Source organism: Azoarcus sp. CIB (assembly GCF_001190925.1).
GTDB lineage: Bacteria > Pseudomonadota > Gammaproteobacteria > Burkholderiales > Rhodocyclaceae > Aromatoleum.
Genome location: NZ_CP011072.1, coordinates 3,494,222 through 3,515,460 on the forward strand (window position 1 = coordinate 3,494,222; position 21,239 = coordinate 3,515,460).

At 65.8% G+C, this 21,239-nt stretch carries 25 protein-coding genes; 7 read left to right on the forward strand and 18 right to left on the reverse strand.

Going from position 1 to position 21,239, the window contains the following annotated elements:
* Positions 1 to 44 precede the first annotated feature (44 nt).
* From AzCIB_RS15535 to AzCIB_RS15570, 8 genes are all read right to left on the reverse strand, one after another.
* Positions 45 to 626 carry a GspH/FimT family pseudopilin gene (locus AzCIB_RS15535; RefSeq protein ID WP_198149539.1) on the reverse strand — a complete coding sequence of 194 codons (582 nt, stop codon included), beginning with the start codon at positions 624 to 626 and terminating at the stop codon, positions 45 to 47.
* A 339-nt stretch (positions 627 to 965) separates the two neighbouring features.
* Positions 966 to 1,163, reverse strand: a complete 198-nt coding sequence (locus AzCIB_RS15540; RefSeq protein WP_050416731.1) for a YjfB family protein — start codon at positions 1,161 to 1,163, stop codon at positions 966 to 968.
* A gap of 22 nt (positions 1,164 to 1,185) precedes the next feature.
* Positions 1,186 to 1,671, reverse strand: a complete 486-nt coding sequence (locus AzCIB_RS15545; RefSeq protein WP_050416732.1) for a YajQ family cyclic di-GMP-binding protein — start codon at positions 1,669 to 1,671, stop codon at positions 1,186 to 1,188.
* Between the two features lie 21 nt (positions 1,672 to 1,692).
* Complete coding sequence (gene ppnP / locus AzCIB_RS15550; RefSeq protein WP_050416733.1) at positions 1,693 to 2,016, reverse strand: pyrimidine/purine nucleoside phosphorylase; 324 nt, start codon at positions 2,014 to 2,016, stop codon at positions 1,693 to 1,695.
* Positions 2,017 to 2,030: 14 nt separating this feature from the next.
* Positions 2,031 to 2,261, reverse strand: a complete 231-nt coding sequence (locus AzCIB_RS15555) for a DUF2788 domain-containing protein (RefSeq protein ID WP_050416734.1) — start codon at positions 2,259 to 2,261, stop codon at positions 2,031 to 2,033.
* Between the two features lie 12 nt (positions 2,262 to 2,273).
* A complete protein-coding gene (locus AzCIB_RS15560) occupies positions 2,274 to 3,503 on the reverse strand; it encodes an argininosuccinate synthase (protein ID WP_050416735.1) in 1,230 nt (409 codons plus the stop codon).
* A 157-nt stretch (positions 3,504 to 3,660) separates the two neighbouring features.
* Positions 3,661 to 4,584, reverse strand: coding sequence for an ornithine carbamoyltransferase (argF, locus tag AzCIB_RS15565; protein ID WP_050416736.1), 924 nt, complete (start codon positions 4,582 to 4,584; stop codon positions 3,661 to 3,663).
* Positions 4,585 to 4,595: 11 nt separating this feature from the next.
* Complete coding sequence (locus AzCIB_RS15570) at positions 4,596 to 5,768, reverse strand: aspartate aminotransferase family protein (RefSeq protein WP_050416737.1); 1,173 nt, start codon at positions 5,766 to 5,768, stop codon at positions 4,596 to 4,598.
* A 362-nt stretch (positions 5,769 to 6,130) separates the two neighbouring features.
* On the opposite strand from AzCIB_RS15570, the gene AzCIB_RS15575 reads away from it, so the two are divergent.
* Entirely contained in the window at positions 6,131 to 6,427 is a 297-nt protein-coding gene (locus AzCIB_RS15575) for a DUF3579 domain-containing protein (protein ID WP_050416738.1), read from the forward strand.
* Between the two features lie 93 nt (positions 6,428 to 6,520).
* On the opposite strand, the gene rpsT is transcribed toward AzCIB_RS15575, so the two are convergent.
* Positions 6,521 to 6,787, reverse strand: a complete 267-nt coding sequence (gene rpsT / locus AzCIB_RS15580; RefSeq protein WP_050416739.1) for a 30S ribosomal protein S20 — start codon at positions 6,785 to 6,787, stop codon at positions 6,521 to 6,523.
* Between the two features lie 123 nt (positions 6,788 to 6,910).
* Here rpsT and murJ point away from each other — a divergent pair, with 123 nt between their 5' ends.
* Complete coding sequence (gene murJ / locus AzCIB_RS15585; RefSeq protein ID WP_050416740.1) at positions 6,911 to 8,446, forward strand: murein biosynthesis integral membrane protein MurJ; 1,536 nt, start codon at positions 6,911 to 6,913, stop codon at positions 8,444 to 8,446.
* 107 nt (positions 8,447 to 8,553) lie between these two features.
* The gene (locus AzCIB_RS15590; protein WP_050416741.1) at positions 8,554 to 9,183 is read left to right on the forward strand and encodes a YbhB/YbcL family Raf kinase inhibitor-like protein; all 630 of its coding nucleotides are present in this window, start codon (positions 8,554 to 8,556) and stop codon (positions 9,181 to 9,183) included.
* A 19-nt stretch (positions 9,184 to 9,202) separates the two neighbouring features.
* Here AzCIB_RS15590 and ggt read toward each other — a convergent pair whose 3' ends face one another.
* The 9 genes from ggt to AzCIB_RS15635 form a co-directional block, all read right to left on the reverse strand.
* A complete protein-coding gene (ggt, locus tag AzCIB_RS15595) occupies positions 9,203 to 10,951 on the reverse strand; it encodes a gamma-glutamyltransferase (RefSeq protein WP_232299240.1) in 1,749 nt (582 codons plus the stop codon).
* Positions 10,952 to 10,993: 42 nt separating this feature from the next.
* A complete protein-coding gene (locus tag AzCIB_RS15600; protein WP_198149540.1) occupies positions 10,994 to 11,725 on the reverse strand; it encodes a phytochelatin synthase family protein in 732 nt (243 codons plus the stop codon).
* A 27-nt stretch (positions 11,726 to 11,752) separates the two neighbouring features.
* Entirely contained in the window at positions 11,753 to 13,009 is a 1,257-nt protein-coding gene (locus AzCIB_RS15605) for a 6-phosphofructokinase (protein WP_050416742.1), read from the reverse strand.
* 85 nt (positions 13,010 to 13,094) lie between these two features.
* Positions 13,095 to 13,748, reverse strand: coding sequence for an adenylate kinase (adk, locus tag AzCIB_RS15610; protein ID WP_050416743.1), 654 nt, complete (start codon positions 13,746 to 13,748; stop codon positions 13,095 to 13,097).
* Positions 13,749 to 13,816: 68 nt separating this feature from the next.
* Positions 13,817 to 14,593 (reverse strand): 3-deoxy-manno-octulosonate cytidylyltransferase, encoded by a 777-nt coding sequence (gene kdsB, locus AzCIB_RS15615; protein ID WP_050416744.1) that lies wholly within the window; start codon positions 14,591 to 14,593, stop codon positions 13,817 to 13,819.
* A gap of 2 nt (positions 14,594 to 14,595) precedes the next feature.
* Entirely contained in the window at positions 14,596 to 14,787 is a 192-nt protein-coding gene (locus tag AzCIB_RS15620) for a Trm112 family protein (RefSeq protein WP_018991185.1), read from the reverse strand.
* A complete protein-coding gene (lpxK, locus tag AzCIB_RS15625; protein WP_050416745.1) occupies positions 14,768 to 15,781 on the reverse strand; it encodes a tetraacyldisaccharide 4'-kinase in 1,014 nt (337 codons plus the stop codon). The genes AzCIB_RS15620 and lpxK overlap by 20 nt, the downstream gene beginning before the upstream one ends.
* Positions 15,782 to 15,840: 59 nt before the next feature.
* Positions 15,841 to 16,260: an ExbD/TolR family protein gene (locus AzCIB_RS15630; protein ID WP_050418396.1), complete on the reverse strand. Its 420-nt coding sequence runs from the start codon at positions 16,258 to 16,260 to the stop codon at positions 15,841 to 15,843.
* Between the two features lie 15 nt (positions 16,261 to 16,275).
* On the reverse strand, positions 16,276 to 16,884 hold the full coding sequence (locus AzCIB_RS15635) for a MotA/TolQ/ExbB proton channel family protein (protein WP_050416746.1): 609 nt from the start codon (positions 16,882 to 16,884) through the stop codon (positions 16,276 to 16,278).
* A 303-nt stretch (positions 16,885 to 17,187) separates the two neighbouring features.
* On the opposite strand from AzCIB_RS15635, the gene xseA reads away from it, so the two are divergent.
* The 4 genes from xseA to AzCIB_RS15655 all read left to right on the forward strand — a co-directional run bounded on the left by xseA (position 17,188) and on the right by AzCIB_RS15655 (position 21,192).
* On the forward strand, positions 17,188 to 18,564 hold the full coding sequence (xseA, locus tag AzCIB_RS15640; protein WP_198149715.1) for an exodeoxyribonuclease VII large subunit: 1,377 nt from the start codon (positions 17,188 to 17,190) through the stop codon (positions 18,562 to 18,564).
* A 139-nt stretch (positions 18,565 to 18,703) separates the two neighbouring features.
* On the forward strand, positions 18,704 to 19,291 hold the full coding sequence (locus tag AzCIB_RS15645; protein ID WP_050416747.1) for a superoxide dismutase: 588 nt from the start codon (positions 18,704 to 18,706) through the stop codon (positions 19,289 to 19,291).
* A 175-nt stretch (positions 19,292 to 19,466) separates the two neighbouring features.
* Complete coding sequence (locus AzCIB_RS15650; protein ID WP_050416748.1) at positions 19,467 to 20,477, forward strand: sulfate ABC transporter substrate-binding protein; 1,011 nt, start codon at positions 19,467 to 19,469, stop codon at positions 20,475 to 20,477.
* A gap of 31 nt (positions 20,478 to 20,508) precedes the next feature.
* Positions 20,509 to 21,192, forward strand: coding sequence for an RBBP9/YdeN family alpha/beta hydrolase (locus AzCIB_RS15655; RefSeq protein ID WP_050416749.1), 684 nt, complete (start codon positions 20,509 to 20,511; stop codon positions 21,190 to 21,192).
* Positions 21,193 to 21,239 lie beyond the last annotated feature (47 nt).

Consider the following 21,239-nt stretch of genomic DNA (forward strand, 5'->3'; position numbering starts at 1 on the left):
AGCCGGTAGTACCCATTTACCCAAATGCGCAAGCGGGCCTCCTCTCAGCAAGTAGCGCGTGCAATGCGCGGCCTGCCAACGCGATTGATGATGATCTTGCGCGCGATTCCTTCGCTGCACACCGTCAAGGTGCCCGCCTGCCACGCACCGGTCGTCAGTTGTTGCGTACGACCGGTGGCAACGTAGGATACGTAGCGGCCAACACTGTCGTCGCCGGAAATACTGATCTGCCTGGCCCTCGGCTCACCGATCCTCAGCAGCGGCTCATCAGGGTCCCGCGTGCCGTTGTCGTTGCCGTCTTCGAACATGATCCAGCCCCGGTTCCATTCGACCGTGTCGGGACAATCCTGCCCGTCTTCGCTCGGACACAGGATGACCCGGTGGCGCCTCTTGAGCGCCTCCGACCGGGTCTGGATTACCGCGGAGAACAGATCGCTCGACGCGTCTCCCACGCGCGTTTCGGCCAGCAGCCGCGCAAACGACGGTACCGCGATCGCGGATAGCACTCCGACGATAGCCACTACCACCGCGAGCTCCACGAGCGAATATCCCCTTGACGCGCCCGTCCCGCATGGCAGCTGCAGATTACGCTGCGCCCGTTTCCGCTTGTGCCAGGCATCGCTCATCCCTGCATCCCAACCCATTGCGTCCCTCCCTAAGTGGAAATGGCAACAATTCTATTGTCATTTTCTGCAAAAATGCCAATGGACTTGCGTATAGGGCAATCGGGCGAATTCGAGCAGGGCAGGAAGCACGCAGCGCATCCCGCCAATCCCGCCGCCGAAATCCGTCCGACGTCCGCGTGGCGGGATACGCTGCGCTACTCCCGCCCTACTGGTCTGACCAGTCGTCGACGAGATTCATTTGAGGGAGACTGGGATCGTGTCTCGTGGCACTGGGCTTGCCCGACGAGATGTCGATGCGGCGTGACAGGCGAGGCGCCCAGCCGCCGCGTCGCGAGGGGGTCAGGCGAAGACGTCGATCGTTCCGCCGATGGTTGCACCCGGCGTCGGGCCTGCGGAAGTGGGAAGAGCCTGCAGGAGTTGCGCCGCATTGAGCGTCTGCAACTCCATCGCTTTCTTGAGGACCAGGACGGAAGCCTGGGCCTTGAGGGAGGTTGATGCGTTGGCGGAGGCGATGGATGCGATGGTGGTGATGTCCATGATGCCTCCGCCTGTGGCGGTATCAGTCGCGGAAGTTGCCGAACTGCAGCGGGAAATCGACGATTTCCTTTTTGACCAGCGCGATGGCGTCCTGCAACACGTCGCGCTTGGCGCCGGAAACGCGCACCACGTCGCCCTGGATCGCCGCCTGGACCTTCATCTTGCTGTCCTTGAGGAGCTTGACGATCTTCTTGGCCAGATCCTGCTCGACGCCGACCCGGACCTTCACCTCCTGCTTGACCTTGTTGCCCGAGATCTTCTGCACGTCGCCGTAGTCGAGGCAACGCACGTCGACGCTCTTCTTGGTCATCTCGGGCAGAAGGATGGTCTTCATCTGGTCGAGTTGGAAGTCGGTGTCGCCGAACATCGTGATCAGCTTGTCGCCGAGTTCGAGCTTCGCGCTGGTGCCCTTGAAGTCATGGCGCCCGGCGATCTTGCTGTTGGCGACGTCGAGGGCGTTCTTCAGCGAGGGCTGATCGACCTCGGACATGATGTCGAAAGACGGCATGTTCGGCTCCCTGCGCGGCGATCAGCCGAAGTGGCAGACGTAGTGGTAGGGCTCGCCGGTCACTTCGATATCGAAGCTCGAATTGCCCGGAACGTTGAAGGACTCGCCGGCCCCCCAGGTCTTCCACTCAGTTTCGCCCTTCAGTCGCACGCGGCAGCTGCCGCCAACGCCTTCCATGATCTCGGGCGCGCCGGTGTTGAACGTCAGCGTCGCGGGCAGGATCACGCCGACCGACTTGCGGGTGCCGTCGGCGAAGGTGATGCCGTGCGAGATGCACTTGCCGTCGAAATAGACGCTGGCCTTGGTCGTGACGGCTACGCCGTCGATCTTTTCGGTAATGCTCATGAAACGAGGCTTCCTTATTCGATACCCATGAATTTCTGGATGAAGCTCTTGGCGATGAATCCGATGAAACCGAGGCCGAGGGCGACGAACAGCCAGATCGTCCCGTAGCGCCCTGCCTTCGACTGTTTCGCGAGGTTGCCGATGATGAACAACATGTACACGATCAGCGCGGAAACGAGGATCTTGAGCGACCAGTCCTCGAATTCCGCTACCGTCAGCCCGAATATGATCGGGTCACCCTCCATCCAGACTGCTCCTTAAGCGCGCTTGTTGCGGGCGTTGGCCGCAATGCGCATGCGCAGCGCGTTGAGGCGGATGAAGCCGTGCGCGTCCTTCTGATTGTAGGCGCCCTGGTCGTCCTCGAAGGTCGCGATCGTCGGATCGAACAGCGAATCGGTCTTCGAGTCGCGGCCGGTGACGATGACGTTGCCCTTGTAGAGCTTGAGGCGGACCCAGCCGTTGACGGTCTGCTGGGTGTGGTCGATGAGCGCCTGCATGGCCTGGCGCTCGGGGCTCCACCAGTAGCCGTTGTAGATCATGCTTGCGTAACGGGCGAGCAGGTCGTCCTTGAGATGGGCGACTTCGCGGTCGAGCGTGATCGATTCGATGGCACGGTGCGCGCGCAGGAGGATGGTTCCGCCCGGGGTTTCGTAGCAGCCGCGCGACTTCATGCCGACATAGCGGTTCTCGACGAGGTCGAGGCGGCCGATGCCGTGCTTGCCGCCGAGCTTGTTCAGTTCGGCCAGCAGTTCATGCGCCTTCATGCGCGTGCCGTTGATCGCGACGAGATCGCCCTTCTCGAACTCGAGGTCGACGTACTCGGCGGCGTCCGGTGCGGCTTCGGGCGACACGGTCCAGCGCCACATCGACTCTTCCGCTTCGGCCGCCGGGTTCTCGAGATGACGGCCTTCGAAGGAGATGTGCAGCAGGTTGGCGTCCATCGAGTACGGCGAGCCGCCCTGCTTGTGCTTCATCTCGATGGGAATGCCGTGCTTCTCCGCGTAGGCGAGCAGCTTCTCGCGCGAAAGCAGATCCCATTCGCGCCACGGGGCGATGACCTTCACGCCGGGCATGAGCGCGTAGTAGCCGAGCTCGAAACGGACTTGGTCGTTGCCTTTGCCGGTTGCGCCGTGCGACACGGCGTCGGCGTTGGTGGCGCGGGCGATCTCGATCTGGCGCTTGGCGATCAGCGGACGGGCGATCGACGTACCGAGGAGATATTCGCCCTCATAGACGGTGTTGCAGCGGAACATCGGGAAGACGAAGTCGCGCACGAATTCTTCGCGCAGGTCGTCGATGAAGATGTTTTCCGGCTTGATGCCGAACTTCAGTGCCTTCTGGCGGGCGGGCTCGAGTTCCTCGCCCTGCCCGAGGTCGGCCGTGAAGGTGACCACTTCGCACTTGTAGGTGTCCTGCAGCCACTTGAGGATGACTGAGGTATCGAGTCCGCCCGAATAGGCGAGGACAACTTTATTGACGTCGCTCATGTGGATTTCCGCTCTTTCCTTACCGCTTGACTGAAGGCCGCGTTGCCGCGACCGCTTTTCGCTCCGGGGTCGGCGAAACGTTCGCACCCCGGTCAACTGCTGTTCCTCAGGCTCGCCCTGCACGCGCAGCTGCCGCCGCGCGCGCAGGGCAAAGTCGTCAGCTTTCGACCTTGCCGAGCACGAGGTACTCCATCAACGCCTTCTGCACGTGCAGCCGGTTTTCCGCCTCGTCCCACACGACGGACTGCGGGCCATCGATCACCTCGGCAGTGACCTCCTCGCCGCGGTGTGCCGGCAGGCAGTGCATGAACAGGGCGCCCGGATTGGCCGCTGCCATCATGTCGGCATCGACGCACCAGTCGGCGAAGGCTTTCATGCGCGCATCGTTCTCGGCTTCGTACCCCATCGACGTCCATACGTCCGTGGTCACGAGATCGGCACCGCGGCACGCTTCCATCGGGTCGGCGAACAGCTCGAAGTGCCCGGTGCCGGCAAGGCCGGCACGCGCCGGATCGATCGCGTAGCCCGGCGGCGTCGACACGCGGACCTTGAAGTCGAGGACCTCGGCGGCCTGCAGCCAGGTGTAGGACATGTTATTGGCATCGCCCACCCAGGCGACGGTCTTGCCCTGGATCGAGCCGCGATGCTCGATCAAGGTGAAGATGTCGGCCAGGATCTGGCAGGGGTGGTATTCGTTGGTCAGCCCGTTGATCACGGGCACCCGTGAATTCGCCGCGAAGCGGTCGATGATGTCCTGCTCGAAGGTGCGGATCATCACGACGTCGCTCATGCGCGAGATGACCTGCGCCGCGTCTTCGACGGGCTCGCCGCGGCCGAGCTGCGAGTCGCGCGTATTCAGGTAGATCGCCGACCCGCCGAGCTGCTGCATGCCCGCTTCGAAGGACAGGCGCGTGCGGGTGCTGGCCTTTTCGAAGATCATGACGAGCGTGCGGTCGAACAGCGGGTGATACGGCTCGTAGCGCTTGAACTTGTCCTTGATCCAGCGCACGCGGCCGAACAGGTAGTCGTATTCCTCGCGCGTGAAATCCCTGAACTGCAGATAGTGCCGCGGCGTGTTCATCCCGGGCCTCCTTATTGCGCGAGGAACTTGCGCACCAGCGGCGCAAGCGCCGACACGAGGGCCCCGGCGTCCTGCTCGGTGAACACGAGCGCGGGCAGCAGCCGGATGACGCGATCGGCCGTGACGTTGATCAGCAGTCCTGCATCGAGCGCCTGGCGCACGAGGTCGCCGCAGGGGCGATCGAGCTCGATGCCGATCATCAGGCCGCGGCCGCGGATGTCCACGACCCCGGCCACGCCGGCCAGCGCTTCGCGCATGCCGTTGCAGATGGCAGCACCGACGCGGACGGCGTTGTCCCGCAGCGCCTTGTCCTCGATCTCGTCGAGCGTCGCAAGGCCCGCCGCACACGCGAGCGGATTGCCGCCGAAGGTCGAGCCGTGGTTTCCGGGCGCAAACAGGCCGGCCGCGCGACCCGCAGTGACACATGCGCCGATCGGCACGCCCGAACCGAGGCCTTTTGCCAAGGTCATGATGTCGGGCTTGACACCCGATTGCTGGAAACCGAACCAGTGGCCGGTGCGACCGAGGCCGCATTGCACTTCGTCGCAGATCAGCAGCCAGCCACGCTCGTCGCATATCGCGCGCAGCTCGCGCTGGAAGGTGTCGTCGGCGATGTTGATGCCGCCCTCGCCCTGGACCATCTCGAGCATGACGGCCACGACGTTGTGGTTATGCTCGCCCACCGCGCGAATCGCGGCGATGTCCTTGTACGGGACGCGCACGAAGCCCGTCACGAGCGGCTCGAAACCCGCCTGAGTCTTTCGATTGCCGGTTGCCGAGAGCGTGGCGAGCGTGCGGCCATGGAAAGCGTTTTCCATGACGATGATCTCGGGATGGTCGACGTTCTTCTTGTGGCCGTAGAAGCGCGCGAGCTTGATGGCGGCCTCGTTGGCTTCGCAACCGGAATTGCAGAAGAACACTTCGTCCATGCCGGACAGGGCGGCGATGCGGTCGGCCAGTTCCTCCTGTAGCGGGATGCGGTACAGGTTGGACGTATGGAGCACGCTCGCCGCCTGCTCGGAAATGGCGCGCACGAGCCGCGGGTGGTTGTGGCCGAGCGTGGACACGGCAATGCCCGAGAGTGCATCCAGGTAGCGCTTGCCGGTCTCATCGAAGAGCCAGACGCCCTCGCCATGCGTGAAAGCAACGGGCAATCTGGCGTAGGTGTTCATGAGATGCGACATGGGGGACCCCGTTCAGGATGTAGCAGAAACGCACACGGCGGCACATGCCGCCGTGAAAAGATTGAAGGCTGATGTTAAGCCAAAACCGCAGGCGTTGTATAGGTTCTGGAGCGACAGACGCGGGCGCTGACGACCATCCGCCCTCGTGTCGGGTGAGCGCGAAGCGGGACTGGCGGCGAGCCTGTCCGGGTATCGATCTGCGGCTCGCGGCAGCATCCGCATTCCGGGATCATCTGTCGCATCGCGGGATAAAGCAGCGGGTTTTCTGCTAAAATCCGCCCCGTCTTTCGCGGTGCCAGCAGTTCCGGCCGCAGCCGGCGCACCATTCCCCGGAAATTCCCGCAGCCGCCGAGTCTCGCCCTATGAGCCAATCGATCGAAAGCTTCGTCATCATTGGAGTCACGCGCGAAGGGAAGACCTTCCGCCCAAGCGACTGGGCCGATCGGCTGTGCGGGATCATGTCGGCCTTCGGCGCCGACAACCGGATGATGTACTCGCCCCATGTGCGCCCAGGATGCACACTCAAGGGCCACAAGGCCGTGCTGGTGGATGCCCGGCTGTACGACATCGAACCGCTCGCCTACAAGTTCCTGATCAACTTTGCGAAAGACAACGACCTGGTCATGGACAACATCGACGACGAGCACATGAAGATCTGAAGAAGGCGCGCGACTGCAAGCGCGCAACGAATGAAGCGGAAATAAAAAACGGCGACCTCGGTCGCCGTTTTCTTTATCGCAAGAACGCGAGGATCAGACTGCCATCGCCTTGATCGCTGCGGACAGGCGGCTCTTGTGGCGAGCGGCCTTGTTCTTGTGAATGATCTTCTTGTCGGCGATGCTGTCGATGGTGCTCGTCGAGGTGCGGAACACCGCTTGAGCAGCAGCCTTGTCGCCACCGACGACGGCCTTTTGCACAGCCTTGATCGCGGTACGCAGACGAGAACGGAGGCTGCCATTGTGAGCGCGGGCCACGACCGCCTGACGGGCGCGCTTGCGGGCTTGTGCCGAGTTGGCCATATCTATGTTCTTCCGTTGAGTGGTTCTTGAAAACGCGCGAGTTTAACCATTCGATCGGCTGGGCGCAAGTGCACCGGCGGGCAACAGCGGCTATCATCGCGTCTTTTGCCACGGCAGCCACCGATGAACCTGTTGCGCGCCCTTGCCACCGTCAGCAGCATGACCTTGCTGTCGCGGATCCTCGGCTTCGTCCGGGATTTCGTGATTGCGCGCACCTTCGGCGCCGGCATGGCGACCGACGCCTTTTTCGTCGCGTTCCGGCTGCCCAACCTGCTGCGACGCATGTTCGCGGAGGGGGCATTCTCGCAGGCCTTCGTGCCCATTCTCGCCGAATACAAGAACCGCCAGGGCCCCGAGGAGACGCACCAACTGGTCAGCCGCGTGGCCACCGCCCTCGCGCTGGCCGTGACGGCAGTGGCTGCGATCGGCATCGTCGCCGCGCCGCTGATCATCTGGGTGTCCGCGCCGGGTTTCGCGGATGAGCCCGACAAGTTCGCGCTGACGGTCGAACTGACCCGCATCACCTTCCCCTACATCCTGTTCATGGCGCTGGTGGCGCTCGCCGGCGGCGTGCTGAACTCCTGGAGCCGCTTTGCCATTCCCGCGTTCACGCCCGTCTTGCTGAACCTCTCCTTCATCGGCATGGCGCTGTTTGCCGCCCCGTGGTTCGACCCGCCGGTCCTCGCGCTGGCCTGGGCGGTGTTCATCGGCGGCATCCTGCAACTGGCGCTGCAACTGCGCCCGCTCGCGCGCATCGGTCTCCTGCCGCGCTTCGACCTCAACCTGTCCGACCCGGGAGTGCGCCGCATCGGCAAGTTGATGCTACCGGCAATGCTGGGCGTGTCGGTGAGCCAGGTGTCGCTGATCATCAACACCATCTTCGCGTCCTTCCTCGAAAGCGGCAGCGTGTCGTGGCTGTATTACGCCGATCGCCTGATGGAGTTTCCGGCGGGCCTGCTCGGCGCGGCACTGGGGACGATCCTGCTGCCCAGTCTGTCGAAACTGCACGCGGACGAGCAGCCGGATGCCTTCTCGTCGCTGCTCGACTGGGGACTGCGCCTGACGCTGATGCTCACGCTGCCGGCCGCGCTGGCGCTGGCGCTGCTGGCCGTGCCACTGCTGTCGACGCTGTTCCAGCACGGCGCCTTCACGGCAACGGACGTGCAGCAGACGCGCCTTGCGCTGGTCGCCTACAGCGTGGGGCTGAGCGGCCTGATCCTGGTGAAGATCCTCGCGCCCGGTTTCTATGCCCGCCAGGACATCCGCACGCCGGTGAAGATCGCGCTGATCACGCTGGCCGCGACGCAATTGATGAACCTTGCGTTCATCGTGCCGCTCAAGCATGCGGGCCTCGCGCTGTCGATCGGGCTCGCCTCGCTGCTGAACGCGGCGCTGCTGTACCGGGGATTGCGCCGCCGCGGAGTCTATCGGCCGCAGCCGCGCTGGGGGATTTTCACGCTGCGCCTGCTGGTCGCGCTGGCAGTCCTGGGGGTCGTGCTGTGGTTCGGCATGGGCGACGAGACGTGGTGGTACGCGCAGCATGCGACGACGCGCGTACTGCACCTGTCTGCGGTCGTGCTGGGGGGTATTGCGGCGTACTTCGTGACGCTGTTCGCGCTGGGGATCCGCCTGCGGGACTTCCGCCGGCGCGCGGCCTGACAGCCGCGCGGGCGCCCTACGTCGCGGTCGCGGCGCCACGGACACCGTCGGGGGCACTACAATGAAGCGATTGTTTCTCCCGATCGACATGGAAGGAGCTCCCTGGCATGAAACTCAGCAGCCAAAACTTCGCCGACGGTGCGCGCATCCCCGGCGAATTCTCGTTCTGCATTCCTGCCACCGAGGGGCACGTGCGCCTGGGTGGCAATCGCAATCCGCATCTGGCCTGGAGCGGCGTGCCGGCGGGAACGCGGTCCTTCGTACTGATCTGCCACGACCCTGACGTGCCGAGCAAGGGCGACGACGTCAACCAGGAAGGTCGCGCCGTGCCGGCGAGCCTGCCACGCGTGGACTTCTTCCACTGGATCGTCATCGACCTGCCGGCGGACCTGCGGGAAATTGCGGCCGGCAGTTTTTCGGATGGCGTGACGCCGGGCGGGAAGAGCGGACCGGAGGGGCCGCTCGGCTCGCGTCAGGGCATCAACGATTACACGGCGTGGTTTGCCGGGGACGAAACGATGCGCGGGAACTACCACGGCTACGACGGCCCCTGCCCGCCGTGGAACGACGAACTCGTGCACCACTACGTGTTCACGCTGTACGCGCTGAACAAGGAATGCTGCAGCCTCGACGGCCAGTTCGGCGGGGCCCAGGTGCGCAACGCGATCGCCGGCCACGTGCTTGCCGAAGCGAAGCTCGCCGGCACCTACACGCTGAATCCGTCGCTACTCGGTTGAAGCGGCGCAAGGGGGCGAATCAGTATCCGGCCGCCGTCCCTTCGCGCCGCGGGTCGGCGACGCCGCTCCAGACGGCACCCTCGCGGACGATCACACCAGCGCCGCTGGGGAGTTCCCGCATCACCGGCTCGTGTCCGAACGCTGTCAGCCGCGCAGCGAGCGCGCGACCGTCCGCGCTGTCCTCCACTTCCGTCGGACCGTTGCGACTGCCGACATGCGGCCGGATGAGCAGCCGGTCCGGGGGCAATTTCCAGTCGATCAGACCGACGAGGCTCTCGGCAACGTAGTTGATAATCTGGCTGCCGCCGGGCGATCCGGCGACCGCAAAGAGGCGTCCCGTCCTATCGAAGACCAGGGTGGGCGCCATCGAGCTGCGCGGTCGCTTGCCGGGACCGACCCGGTTCGGGTGCGCGCCGCGTTCGTCGCCCGGCGTGAACGAAAAATCAGTGAGTTGGTTGTTGAGCAGGAATCCCCGCACCAAGCGACGGCTGCCGAACGCGTCCTCGATCGATGCCGTCAGCGATACCGCGTTGCCGTAGGCATCGACGATCGAAAGATGCGTCGTCGCCGGTAATTCGGCGCTGCGCCAAGTGATCGCCTGCGCGGCAGGGGTCGGCATGCCCGGGGCCGCGCGGCCGATACTGCCCGACAGCCGAATCTGCTCTGCGCGCCGCCCGAGGTAATCCCGATCGAGCAGGCGCTCCGGCCTCACCATCATCGCATCGGGGTCGCCGTACCACGCATCGCGATCGGCGAATGCGAGCCGCCCGGCCTCACTGAAGAGATGCGCCGCGAAGGCGGAATCAGAGGGGATGTCGGCGAGCCGGAAACGTTCGAGGAGGCCGAGCATCGCAAGCACCGTAGCTCCACCCGAGCTAGGGGGCGGCATTCCGCACACGCGGTGAGCACGGTAGGACGCGCACAGTGGCGTACGCTCGATCGCACGGTAAGCGGCGAGATCGTCGAGCGAGAGCTTGCCCGGGTTCGGCGACGCATTCGCCGCAGCAACGATGTCGCGTGCGATAGCGCCGCGGTAGAACGCATCGACGCCCTCCTCCGCGACTTGCTGCAAGATGGCCGCGAGTTCAGGATTGTGCAAGGTCGTGCCGACGGCGAGCGGGCCGACGGCCGCATTGAAAAAGAGCGCCCGCGATGCCGGATCCTGAGCGAGGTAGCGATCCCGCACCATCAGCCCGTGGAGCAGCGGCGAGACCGGGAAACCCTCCCCGGCGAGCCGGATCGCCGGGGCGAAAAGCGTGGCCCATTTCAGCTTGCCATGGCGCGCGTGCACCTGCTCGAAGAGGCGCAGCAGTCCTGGCACCCCGACCGAGCGCCCGCCTACGACAGCGTCGTAGAACGCCATCTTCTCGCCATCCGACTTCAGGAACAGCCGCTCATCGACAGCCATCGGCGCCGTTTCGCGGCCATCCCATGCGGCGACTCGTGCGGTGCGTGCATCGAAATGCAGCAGGAAGCCCCCGCCGCCGATGCCGGAAAACTGCGGCTCGACGACGTTGAGGACGAGCGCGGCGGCGATCGCGGCATCAACGGCGGCCCCGCCCTGGCGCAGGATCGCGATTGCGGCATCGGTCGCGTGGCGGTTCGCGGTGACGGCGACGGCGTGAGGCGCCTGGACGGCCGGTTTCGGATCGAATCCGAAGGCGGATCCGGTGATGGCCGGCGTATGTGCGGCAGCGGGGAGCGGCGCGACATTGGCGATCACGCAGACCAACAGACAGACAGACACTCGAAGCATGGTGGTCTTCATCGACACCTCCTCGGCGCCCCGGCCCGGCCGGATTGGAATCCCTCAGTCGCCCGGCGCCACGAGAACGTAACCCCTCGTCCGGTTCCCGTTGTCGGAATCCGGCGTGTTCATAGCCGAGTATAGGTCGGCAGCCTTGACCCACACGGGAGGATATTTGTAGCGGGAAACGTCAAGGATCAGGAACCGGTCGGTGTCCGCATCGTAGGCCGCGAGGGGCGAGATGTGCCCGCCGCTCTCCTGGCCGATCGTTCGACGAAAGTAATTGACGATCACGTACCGGCCCGGCGTACCGAGATAACGGACCGCGAGCGTACGAAAATCGTCGAGGCCGCCGTCGATGGCGTGGCGAACCTCGGTCTTGACGCCATACGTTCCGAGGAGCCCCCCGATCTGGTCGAGGGTCATCCCGATCTTCGCCAGGACCTCGCGCGGCAGGACGGCCTCGGTGCGCTCGTTGAAGAAATTCTCCTGATCGAAGGCCGTGAAGGGCTCGATACCCGCCGCGGTCGGAGCGGGCACGTCGAGGGCGTTGAGCACCATCACGATAGTCGCGACGCCGCAGTAGGTCTGCGTCCTCTGCGACACGAACTGCATGCTTAGCGGCCAGTACGCCTGCCTCGCCTCGCTGTCGACCAGGAGGCGGGCGCCTTGTTCGCTGCCGAGGCTGACGAGGTTCGCCGCCAGCGGCAGCGTCCGGCCGACGGCGCCGAAGGGGATCGCCAGGCCAACAACGAGCAGGAGAGTCTTGAGCGACGTGAGCTTCATCTTCGGCATGATCATGTCCTCCTGGGCAAGTGATAATCAGGGACGGTAAGGCTCCAGCCGGCGCGGAATGGCCGAGATCGCAAAGCGCCGATAATCCGGCAAGCCGCCCGCAAAGGCCGGAAAGACTTCCCCCTCGATCAGGGGACGCAGGTAGCGCCGCCCCGCGTCGGTGACGTGGAGCCCGTCAGCACGGATGAAATGGGCGGGAACCCGGCGTTCGAGGTTGGCGATTGCGGCCACGTCCCGGAACACGATCTCCCAGCGATAGGGGTCGTCTGACAGGCGCCGGATCGCCGGCATGGCGCAATCGCGCCCGGCGAGGGCGGCTTCGACGGCGGCGCGCCCGACGGCACGCGCCTGGGCCTGGTCGACGGCGGAAACGAGGTGCCCCGCGGCGCGCTGCAGGTAATCGGGGATAGCCCAGTGGTGCTTGTGACCGAGACGCGCGTGGATCAGCCGCGCAATGCACTGGCCGGCGCCACCGAGCTGCACATGCCCCTTGCGGTCGTGGTCCTGTTCCATCACAAGCGTGCCGTCGGCACGACGGATCCCCTCCGACACGGTGACGGCGCAGTAGCCGAGGCGCCTTACGGTGGCGTCGACGACGGCAAGAAACGCGTCTTCGTCGAACGGCACTTCCGGCATCAGGATGATGTGCGGCGGTTCGTCCGCCGTGCGCGCGGCGAGCGCGGTTGCGGCGGCGATCCAGCCGGCGTTGCGCCCCATCACCTCGAGCACGAAGACGCGCCCGGTGCTGCTCGCCATCGATGCGATGTCGATGCCGGCTTCCAGCATCGACACCGCCGCATATTTGGCGGCCGAGCCGAAACCGGGCGAGGAGTCGGTGCCTTCGAGGTCGTTGTCGACCGTCTTGGGCACGCCCACGCACACCAGTGGATAGCCCCGCGCGCGGGCCGCGGCAGAGATCTTGGCGACGGTGTCCATCGATCCGTTTCCGCCGTTATAGAGGAATTGGCCGATGCCGTGGGCGGCGAAGACCGCGAACAGGCGGTCGTACTGGGCCGGGTTCCGGTCGGGCGGGTCGAGGTCGAAGCGGCACGAGCCGAAAGCCCCGCCCGGCATGTGCGCAAGCGCTTCGAGATCGTCGGAGCTGAGCGCGGCCGTGTCGATCAGATCCTCGTTGAGGGCACCGAGAATGCCGTGGCGCGCAGCGAACACCGTCCCGATGGCGTCGTCGCGTTCGCGGGCCGCCGCGATGACCGCCGCCGCCGAGGCGTTGATGACCGCGGTGACACCCCCCGATTGCGCATAGAGTAGATTGGTCCTGGCCATCGCGCTCTCGTGTGATGCAAAAGAAAACGCGGCGAGGAACGGGATGGCTCCCGCCGCTCGCCGCGTATGTACCGGAGAGGTCCGCTTACTTCAGCGCTTCGAACGCGCGCGCGGTGATCGCGTCGACCGCGCCGAGACCGGCGATCTTGCGGACCTTCGGGGCGGAAGCAGCACCGGAGGTGGCCCACTTGGTGTAGTACTCGACCAGCGGCTTGGTCTGGGCGTGATAGACCTCGAGACGCTTCTTCACCGTTTCCTCGCGGTCGTCGTCGCGCTGAATGAGCTCCTCGCCGGTCACGTCGTCCTTGCCGGCGACCTTGGGCGGGTTGTACTTGACGTGGTAGGTGCGGCCCGAAGCGACGTGCACGCGGCGGCCGCTCATGCGCTCGACGATCTCGCTGTCGGGTACGTCGATTTCGAGGACGAAGTCGATCGGCACGCCGGCCTCCTTCATCGCGTCAGCCTGCGGAATCGTGCGCGGAAAGCCGTCGAACATGTAGCCGGACTTGCAGTCGTCCTGCTGCAGGCGATCCTTCACCAGGCCAATGATGATGTCGTCGGAAACCAGGCCGCCCGCATCCATCACCTTCTTGGCTTCGACGCCCAGCGGGGTGCCGGCCTTGACCGCGGCACGCAGCATGTCGCCGGTGGAAATCTGGGGAATGCCGAACTTATCCTTGATGAAGTTCGCCTGAGTGCCCTTGCCTGCTCCCGGGGGTCCCAACAGAATCAAACGCATGAATCCTCTCCTCCCTGTCATGCCGCGCCAGTCCGGCCGCATGGTTCCCAAAAAATGAAGCCCGAAACTTACTCGACTCGACCCGCGCGGTCAAACGCCGCCCGGACCCGCTCAAGGTCTTCCACGGTATCGACGCCCGCAGCCGGCGCGCGTTCGACCGAAAGTACCCGAATGCGGTAGCCGTGCCACAGCGCGCGCAGCTGCTCGAGCGCTTCCCAGTTTTCCAGCGGCGACGGCGCGAGGCCAGCGTAGCGGCGCAGGAAGTCCACGCGATAGGCGTAGATGCCGACGTGGCGCTGCACCGGCAGGCCAGCGGGGATGAGGTCGCGCGACTTCGCGAAGTCATCGCGCGCCCAGGGAATCGGGGCACGCGAGAAGTACAAGGCCTGATCGCGCGCATCGCACACGACCTTGACGACGTTCGGATTGAAGAACTCGGCGGCATCGTGCAGCGGATGCGCGGCCGTCGCGATCGCGGCTTCCTGGGTGTCAGCGAGCGCGCCGGCGACGTCGGCGATCAACGCGGGGTCGATCAGCGGCTCGTCACCCTGGACATTGACAACGATCTCGTCATCGCCCCAGCCGAGCGCGGCAACGACCTCGGCCAGGCGGTCGGTGCCGCTGGGGTGATCGGCACGCGTCATCAGCACGTCGCCGCCGGCAGCGTTCACGGCATCGACGACGCGCGCATCGTCGGTCGCGACCCACGCGGACAGCGGCCCCGCCTTGCGGGCCTGCTCGAGCACGCGCACCACCATCGGTTTGCCGCCGATGTCCGCGAGCGGCTTGCCCGGCAGGCGCGTCGACGCGTAGCGCGCCGGGATGACGACGTGGAAGCCCGCCATGCTCAGCGGCGCAGCGCGTCGACTTCTTCGGCGGGAAGCTGGCGCGCCTCTTCCTCGAGCATCACCGGAATGCCGTCGCGGATCGGGAACGCGAGACGGTCGGCCTTGCAAACGAGCTCCTGCTTGTCCTTGACGAAGTCGAGGGGGCCCTTGCAGACGGGGCACACGAGGATTTCAAGCAGTCTGGCGTCCATGCGACAGTTTCTCCAGGATATGTTCGGCAGCGCCCGCCGGGATTTGAGCCCTTACCGGGAATTCCCAGGTATCGGCAGGCGCGAAAGCCGAGCATTTTACCGCATCCTTGCTGGTCAGGACTTTCGCCTCGCCGGGCGCGAACGCGAGATCGGCGGCGGTGAACGGGTGATGATCGGGAAACGGATGGGGCACGACGTCCAGCCCCATCGCGCGCAACTGGTCGAAGAAACGCTCGGGACGACCGATGCCCGCGACCGCATGCACGCGGCGCCCGCGGAATGCGTCGGGCCGGCATTGTTTCGCGGCATCGTGCAAGGAAATGAAGGTATCGCCTTCGAGCCGCATCAGAAACACCGGCGCGTCGCCGATCGTCTGTTTCAGGCCGGCGGAGAGCGAGCCGTGCGCGATCACGAGGTCGACGTCGCGCAGCCGGGAAACCGGCTCGCGCAGCGGGCCGGCGGGCAGCAGCCAGCCATTGCCCAGCGTGCGTTCGTCCACGACCACGACTTCGATGTCGCGCGCGAGACGGTAATGCTGGAGCCCGTCGTCGGACACGATGACGTTGCATTCGGGGTGTTCGGCGAGCAGCGCGCGCGCGGCGGCCGGGCGGTCCGCGCCGACGGCGACAGGACAGCCGGTCAGGCGCGCGAGGAGGACGGGTTCATCGCCGTACAGCGCGGGATCGCCGTCGGCCGGGACGACGGCAACTCCGCCGACCCTGCCGCCATAGCCGCGACTGACCACGCCGGGCACCCAACCTGCGGCACGCAGCTGGCGCACGAGCCAGTCCACGACCGGCGTCTTGCCGCTTCCACCGACGGCGATGTTGCCGACGACGATGACGGGAACGGGCAGGTGTTCGACACGCCACGGGTCACTGCGGTAACGACCGCGCCGCGCCGCGGCGAGCGCTCCAAACAGCGCCGACAGGGGGCAAAGCAGGAACGCAACCGGCGACCGGCGTTGCCACCAGCCAGGACTGCTGCGCGCCATGGATCAGCGGCGCCACAGCCGCGACTGCGGCGTGGGCGACGCCCCGGCGGCGAAATGGCTCACGGAGCGGACTGGGTAGCGAAGGTGATGTGCGGCAGGCCGGCACGCTGCGCCGCCTGCATCACATCGATGACGCTCTGGTGGGCGGCCTTGGCGTCGGCCGTGATGACGATTACCGGGTCCGCACCGCCGGCGGGCGCGGCGCGACCGAGCGCCGCGGCGATCGCATTGATGCTCTTGTCGCCGACCGGCTGGCGGTTGACCAGCACGTCGCCGGCCGCGTTCACGGCGACGACGATCTCGTTCGGTGTCACTTCCGCCGCTTTGGTGTCGGCCGTGGGCAGGTTGATCTCCAGCCCCGACACCTTGGAATAGGTCGTCGTCAGGACGAGGAAGATGATGAGAACCAGCAGGACATCGATCAGCGGGATCAGGTTGATGTCCGGGGCTTCGTGCTTGCGTCCGCGCTGGAAGTTCATGCGCTGCATTCCCGCTCAGGGGCGACGGTCGCCGTGCACGACCTCGACCAGCTTGATCGCCTGCTGCTCCATGTCGACGACGAAGCCATCGACAACCGCGCGGTAATGGCGCCAGAAGATGATCGAGGGGATTGCGATGGTCAGGCCCAGGCCAGTGGCGTAAAGGGCGGTCGAGATGCCCTGTGCGAGCTGCTGCGGGTTGGTCGTGGCCCCGCCTTGGGCAGCGAAAATGTCGATCATGCCGACGATGGTGCCGAACAAGCCCATCAGCGGGGCGATCGACGCGATGGTGCCGAGCGCATTGAGGAAGCGCTCGAGTTCGTGCGCGACGGCGCGACCGGTTTCCTCGATCGCCTCCTTCATGACTTCGCGCGAGCTGCTGACGTTGCGCAGACCCGCGGCAAGCACACGCCCGAGCGGGGAATGGGCGGCGACGCGATTGGCCATCTCGGACGTGGCGCCCTTCTGGCGCAGGTCGGCGAGAACCTTGTCGAGCAACCCGTCGGGCACGATGCGCGAACGGCGCAGGGTCATACCCCGTTCGATGATGAGGGCGACGGCAACGATGGATACCAGCAGGAGGGGCCAGACGGGCCAGCCCGCGGACTGGATGAGCGCGAACACGCAGGAACTCCGGAGCTCGAAAAAAGAAGAACTCTAACCCCGGGCAGCCAACACGGCAAGGGCGCAATCCTTTGTCATGGAGACGGCAAGAATCCACAAAACCTGTGGATAAGTTTGTGGATTCTTCGCGAATTAATCGCCAAATAGCTGGCGCAACAAGCGTTTTCTTACTTCGCTGAAAAATTAAGCAACAATTTTTTCATTTAAAAACAGTAACTTGAAAATATCCTTAAATACTTCAGGGGTTCGTAAAGTCACCATTGACAGAACGGAGCCCTTGTGGATTCCGCTACAATCCCGCCCATGCAGAACATCGTAGCCCTCCCCCTCGGCGACCCCGACGACACGAACGGCGCCGGCCGGGCGATCAGCGTTTCCGCGCTCAACCGGGTGGCCCGCGAGACGCTTGAAGCCCGCTTCCCGCTGCTGTGGGTGAGCGGCGAGATTTCCAACCTCACGCGGGCGCCGTCGGGCCACCTGTATTTCACGCTGAAGGACGCCCAGGCGCAGGTTCGCTGCACGATGTGGCGCAATCGCGCCCAGTTGCTGCCGTTCCGCCCCGAGAACGGGATGCGCGTGGACGCCCGTTCGCTCGTGACGCTGTACGAGGCACGCGGCGATTTCCAGCTCAGTGTCGAGGCCTTGCGCCAGACCGGACAGGGGAACCTGTTCGAGGCCTTCCTGCGCCTCAAGGAGAAGCTCGCGGCGGAAGGTCTGTTCGATCCGGCCGCGAAGCGCGAGCTACCGCCCTACCCGCGCCGCATCGGCGTCGTGACTTCGCCCGCGGCCGCGGCATGGAAGGACGTACTGGCGGCGTTGCAGCGGCGTGCGCCGCATCTGGAGGTCGTCCTATACCCTTCGCCGGTGCAGGGCGCGGACGCCGGCGCAAGGCTCGCGGAAGCCGTGCGGACGGCCCATGCACGTGCTGCGGAAGACGGCATCGACCTGCTGCTGCTGGTGCGCGGAGGCGGCAGCATCGAGGACTTGTGGGCTTTCAACGACGAGGGGCTGGCGCGGGCGATCCGCGCGTGCACGGTGCCGGTGGTGAGCGGTGTGGGTCACGAGAGCGATTTCACGATCGCCGATTTCGCCGCCGACGTGCGCGCGGCGACGCCCACCGGCGCCGCCGAACTGGCGAGCGCGGGCTACCACGCCGCGCGCGCCCGAGTGGGTGAAATCGAGCGATCCCTGTCGGCCCGGATGGAGCGGCGTCTACACGGGCTGGCCCAGCGGCTGGACCGGGCGGCGTTGCGGCTGGTGCATCCGCGCGAGCGGCTGGGGCTCGCGTGCGAACGCAGCGAACGGCTCGCCGCCCGCCTGGGTGTGGCGATGACGCGCCGCCTGGAGCGCCTCGAAGGGGCACGCCGCGTCCTGGAACTGCGCCTCGTCGCCCGCAAGCCCGACCTGCGCCGGGAGATGGAACGCTGCGTCCGCGCGGCGCAACGGCTGGGCACAGCGGGCGAGCAACTGGTGCAGCGTCGCGCGGAGCGGCTCGCCGCGTTGGCGACCCACCTGCAGCACCTGGCGCCGCAGGCGGTGCTGGCGCGCGGCTACAGCATCACGCGCGATGCAGAGGGCCGCATCCTGCGGACCGCCGACGAGACGGCGGCAGGAAAGGAAATTTCGGTGGAACTCGCAATCGGGCGCCTGCGTGCTATCGTGAATAGCACGGAAGCATGAGGGGCGCGCCTGCGCGCGCCGCGAGATTTCCCCGCGGACAGGCAGCATGGCCCGCAGGATTGCCAGCGGGGTTAAATCCCGACTAGAATAGTCAGGCTTTGACCCCGACAACCCTGAAACAAAACAGGAAGGAGAACAAATGGAACATACCCTGCCCCCCCTGCCCTACGCCAAGGACGCCCTGGCTCCGCACATCTCGGCCGAGACCATGGAGTTCCACTACGGCAAGCATCACCAGGCCTATGTGACCAACCTGAACAACCTGATCAAGGGCACCGAGTACGAGAACCTCGACCTCGAGGCGATCATCAAGAAGGCCCCCGCCGGCGGCGTGTATAACAACTCCGCCCAGGTGTGGAACCATACCTTCTTCTGGAACGGCATGAAGCCGAACGGCGGCGGCGAGCCGACCGGCGCGCTGGCCGACGCGATCAAGGCCAAGTGGGGCAGCTTCGAGGACTTCAAGAAGGCCTTCACGACCTCGGCCGTGGGCAACTTCGGTTCGGGCTGGACTTGGCTGGTGAAGAAGGCCGACGGCAGCGTCGACATCGTCAATATGGGCGCGGCCGGCACCCCGCTGACGACCGGCGACAAGGCCCTTCTCTGTATCGACGTGTGGGAACACGCCTACTACATCGACTATCGCAACCGTCGCCCGGACTTCGTCGCGACCTTCCTGAACAGCCTCGCCAACTGGGACTTCGCCGCGAAAAACTTCGCCGCCTGATCCCCGTGCGACACTCGCCGACCTCCCGCGAGGTCGGCCGCGCGGCCTCCCCCATGCAGAGCATGGGCGGAGGCCGCGCCGTTTCTGAATATACTTTCCAGATTTTCTTGGTTCAGCTTATAAGCGCGCGACGGTAGATTTTCTCCATCGAATTCCATTCAAGGGAGAAAACACCATGACGACCAGCCTCATCCGCCGCAGCCTGCTGGCGCTCGCACTCACCGCCGGTCTGATCGGCACCGCGCAGGCGGAGACGACGCTCCTGAACGTGTCCTACGACCCGACGCGCGAGCTGTACCAGGCTTTCAACCCCGAATTCGCGAAGCACTGGAAGGCGAAGACCGGCCAGGACGTGACGATCAAGCAGTCGCACGGCGGCTCGGGCAAGCAGGCACGGGCGGTGATCGACGGGCTGGAGGCGGATGTCGTGACGCTGGCGCTGGCCTACGACATCGACGTGATCGCGGCGAAGACGAACAAGTTCCCCGCCGACTGGCAGAAGCGCCTGTCGCACAACAGCTCGCCCTACACGTCGACGATCGTGTTCCTCGTGCGCAAGGGCAATCCGAAAGGCATCAAGGACTGGGGCGACCTGGTGAAGCCGGGCGTGGAGGTGATCACGCCGAATCCGAAGACCTCGGGCGGCGCGCGCTGGAACTATCTCGCGGCGTGGGGCTACGCGCTGCAGCAGCCGGGCGGCAACGAAACGAAGGCGAAGGCGTTCGTGACCGAGCTGTTCAAGCACGTGCCGGTGCTCGATTCGGGCGCGCGCGGCGCGACCAACACCTTCGTCCAGCGCGGCATCGGCGACGTGCTGCTGGCGTGGGAGAACGAGGCCTTCCTGTCGGTGAATGAGCTGGGCCCGGACAAGTTCGAGATCGTGGTGCCGTCGGTGTCGATCCTCGCTGAGCCGCCGGTCACCGTGGTCGACGGAGTCGCGGCGAAACGCGGCACGGCGGAGGTGGCGAAGGCCTACGTGGAATATTTGTACTCGCCGGTCGGACAGAAGATCGCGGCACAGCATTACTACCGCCCGGTGAAGCCGGAGCTGGCCGACGCTAAGGACGTGGCGCGCTTTCCGAAGCTGAAGACCTTCACGATCGACGGCCTGTTCGGCGGCTGGGCGAAGACGCAGAAGGCGCACTTCGACGACGGCGGCGTGTTCGACCAGATCTTCACGCGCTGATCCGCTCATCACGACGCACGGAGAGCCGCGCATGCGACACACGACGCTGATCGTGCCGGGTTTCCACGGCAGCGGTCCGGACCACTGGCAGACGTGGCTGGAACAGCGCCTGCCGGACGCGCGGCGCGTACGCGGCGTCGACTGGGAGGCGCCGGTGCTGGCGCGCTGGGCGGCAGCGGTACGGCGCGAGATCGACGAGTCGGCGCACGCGGTGTGGATCGTCGCCCACAGCTTCGGCTGCCTGGCGAGCGTGGTCGCGGCGGCCGACCGGCCCGAACGGGTGGCCGGGGCGCTGCTCGTCGCGCCGGCCGATCCGGCCCGCTTCGACCCACTCGGACTGCAGGACGAAACCGCCGGGCCGATCGACGACCTCGGGCAGTGGCTGCCGCAGGGGCAGCTCGGCTTTCCCTGCGCCGTGATCGCCAGTACCAACGACCCCTGGGTGCGGCTGACGGTCGCGGCCTACTGGGCCGACCGCTGGGGGGCGCGCTTCATCAATATAGGCGCTGCCGGACACATCAACGTCGACGCCGGCTTCGGCGCCTGGCCCTACTGCCGCGACTTGCTCGACGGCATGCAGCAGGTCCACGAGGATCTGCCGCTGGGGGCGATCTCCGGCCGGCGCGAATCGCACAAGGGCCGGCGCAGCGCACTCGCGCGCCTGCGCCATCACACGCGCAGTTCGCTCGAGCTGCGGCCCGGCGATCCGGATTAAGTCCTCCCACCCTCACGACCCAGGCAGCAGCGGCGCCCGCCCACGGA

Bases quoted from the DNA above. Each gene is read 5' to 3' on its own strand.
- AzCIB_RS15535 (WP_198149539.1), bottom strand. From the start codon at position 626: ATGAGCGATGCCTGGCACAAGCGGAAACGGGCGCAGCGTAATCTGCAG.
- AzCIB_RS15540 (WP_050416731.1), bottom strand. From the start codon at position 1,163: ATGGACATCACCACCATCGCATCCATCGCCTCCGCCAACGCATCAACC.
- AzCIB_RS15545 (WP_050416732.1), bottom strand. From the start codon at position 1,671: ATGCCGTCTTTCGACATCATGTCCGAGGTCGATCAGCCCTCGCTGAAG.
- ppnP (WP_050416733.1), bottom strand. From the start codon at position 2,016: ATGAGCATTACCGAAAAGATCGACGGCGTAGCCGTCACGACCAAGGCC.
- AzCIB_RS15555 (WP_050416734.1), bottom strand. From the start codon at position 2,261: ATGGAGGGTGACCCGATCATATTCGGGCTGACGGTAGCGGAATTCGAG.
- AzCIB_RS15560 (WP_050416735.1), bottom strand. From the start codon at position 3,503: ATGAGCGACGTCAATAAAGTTGTCCTCGCCTATTCGGGCGGACTCGAT.
- argF (WP_050416736.1), bottom strand. From the start codon at position 4,584: ATGAACACGCCGCGGCACTATCTGCAGTTCAGGGATTTCACGCGCGAG.
- AzCIB_RS15570 (WP_050416737.1), bottom strand. From the start codon at position 5,768: ATGTCGCATCTCATGAACACCTACGCCAGATTGCCCGTTGCTTTCACG.
- AzCIB_RS15575 (WP_050416738.1), top strand. From the start codon at position 6,131: ATGAGCCAATCGATCGAAAGCTTCGTCATCATTGGAGTCACGCGCGAA.
- rpsT (WP_050416739.1), bottom strand. From the start codon at position 6,787: ATGGCCAACTCGGCACAAGCCCGCAAGCGCGCCCGTCAGGCGGTCGTG.
- murJ (WP_050416740.1), top strand. From the start codon at position 6,911: ATGAACCTGTTGCGCGCCCTTGCCACCGTCAGCAGCATGACCTTGCTG.
- AzCIB_RS15590 (WP_050416741.1), top strand. From the start codon at position 8,554: ATGAAACTCAGCAGCCAAAACTTCGCCGACGGTGCGCGCATCCCCGGC.
- ggt (WP_232299240.1), bottom strand. From the start codon at position 10,951: ATGAAGACCACCATGCTTCGAGTGTCTGTCTGTCTGTTGGTCTGCGTG.
- AzCIB_RS15600 (WP_198149540.1), bottom strand. From the start codon at position 11,725: ATGCCGAAGATGAAGCTCACGTCGCTCAAGACTCTCCTGCTCGTTGTT.
- AzCIB_RS15605 (WP_050416742.1), bottom strand. From the start codon at position 13,009: ATGGCCAGGACCAATCTACTCTATGCGCAATCGGGGGGTGTCACCGCG.
- adk (WP_050416743.1), bottom strand. From the start codon at position 13,748: ATGCGTTTGATTCTGTTGGGACCCCCGGGAGCAGGCAAGGGCACTCAG.
- kdsB (WP_050416744.1), bottom strand. From the start codon at position 14,593: ATGGCGGGCTTCCACGTCGTCATCCCGGCGCGCTACGCGTCGACGCGC.
- AzCIB_RS15620 (WP_018991185.1), bottom strand. From the start codon at position 14,787: ATGGACGCCAGACTGCTTGAAATCCTCGTGTGCCCCGTCTGCAAGGGC.
- lpxK (WP_050416745.1), bottom strand. From the start codon at position 15,781: ATGGCGCGCAGCAGTCCTGGCTGGTGGCAACGCCGGTCGCCGGTTGCG.
- AzCIB_RS15630 (WP_050418396.1), bottom strand. From the start codon at position 16,260: ATGAACTTCCAGCGCGGACGCAAGCACGAAGCCCCGGACATCAACCTG.
- xseA (WP_198149715.1), top strand. From the start codon at position 17,188: ATGCAGAACATCGTAGCCCTCCCCCTCGGCGACCCCGACGACACGAAC.
- AzCIB_RS15645 (WP_050416747.1), top strand. From the start codon at position 18,704: ATGGAACATACCCTGCCCCCCCTGCCCTACGCCAAGGACGCCCTGGCT.
- AzCIB_RS15650 (WP_050416748.1), top strand. From the start codon at position 19,467: ATGACGACCAGCCTCATCCGCCGCAGCCTGCTGGCGCTCGCACTCACC.
- AzCIB_RS15655 (WP_050416749.1), top strand. From the start codon at position 20,509: ATGCGACACACGACGCTGATCGTGCCGGGTTTCCACGGCAGCGGTCCG.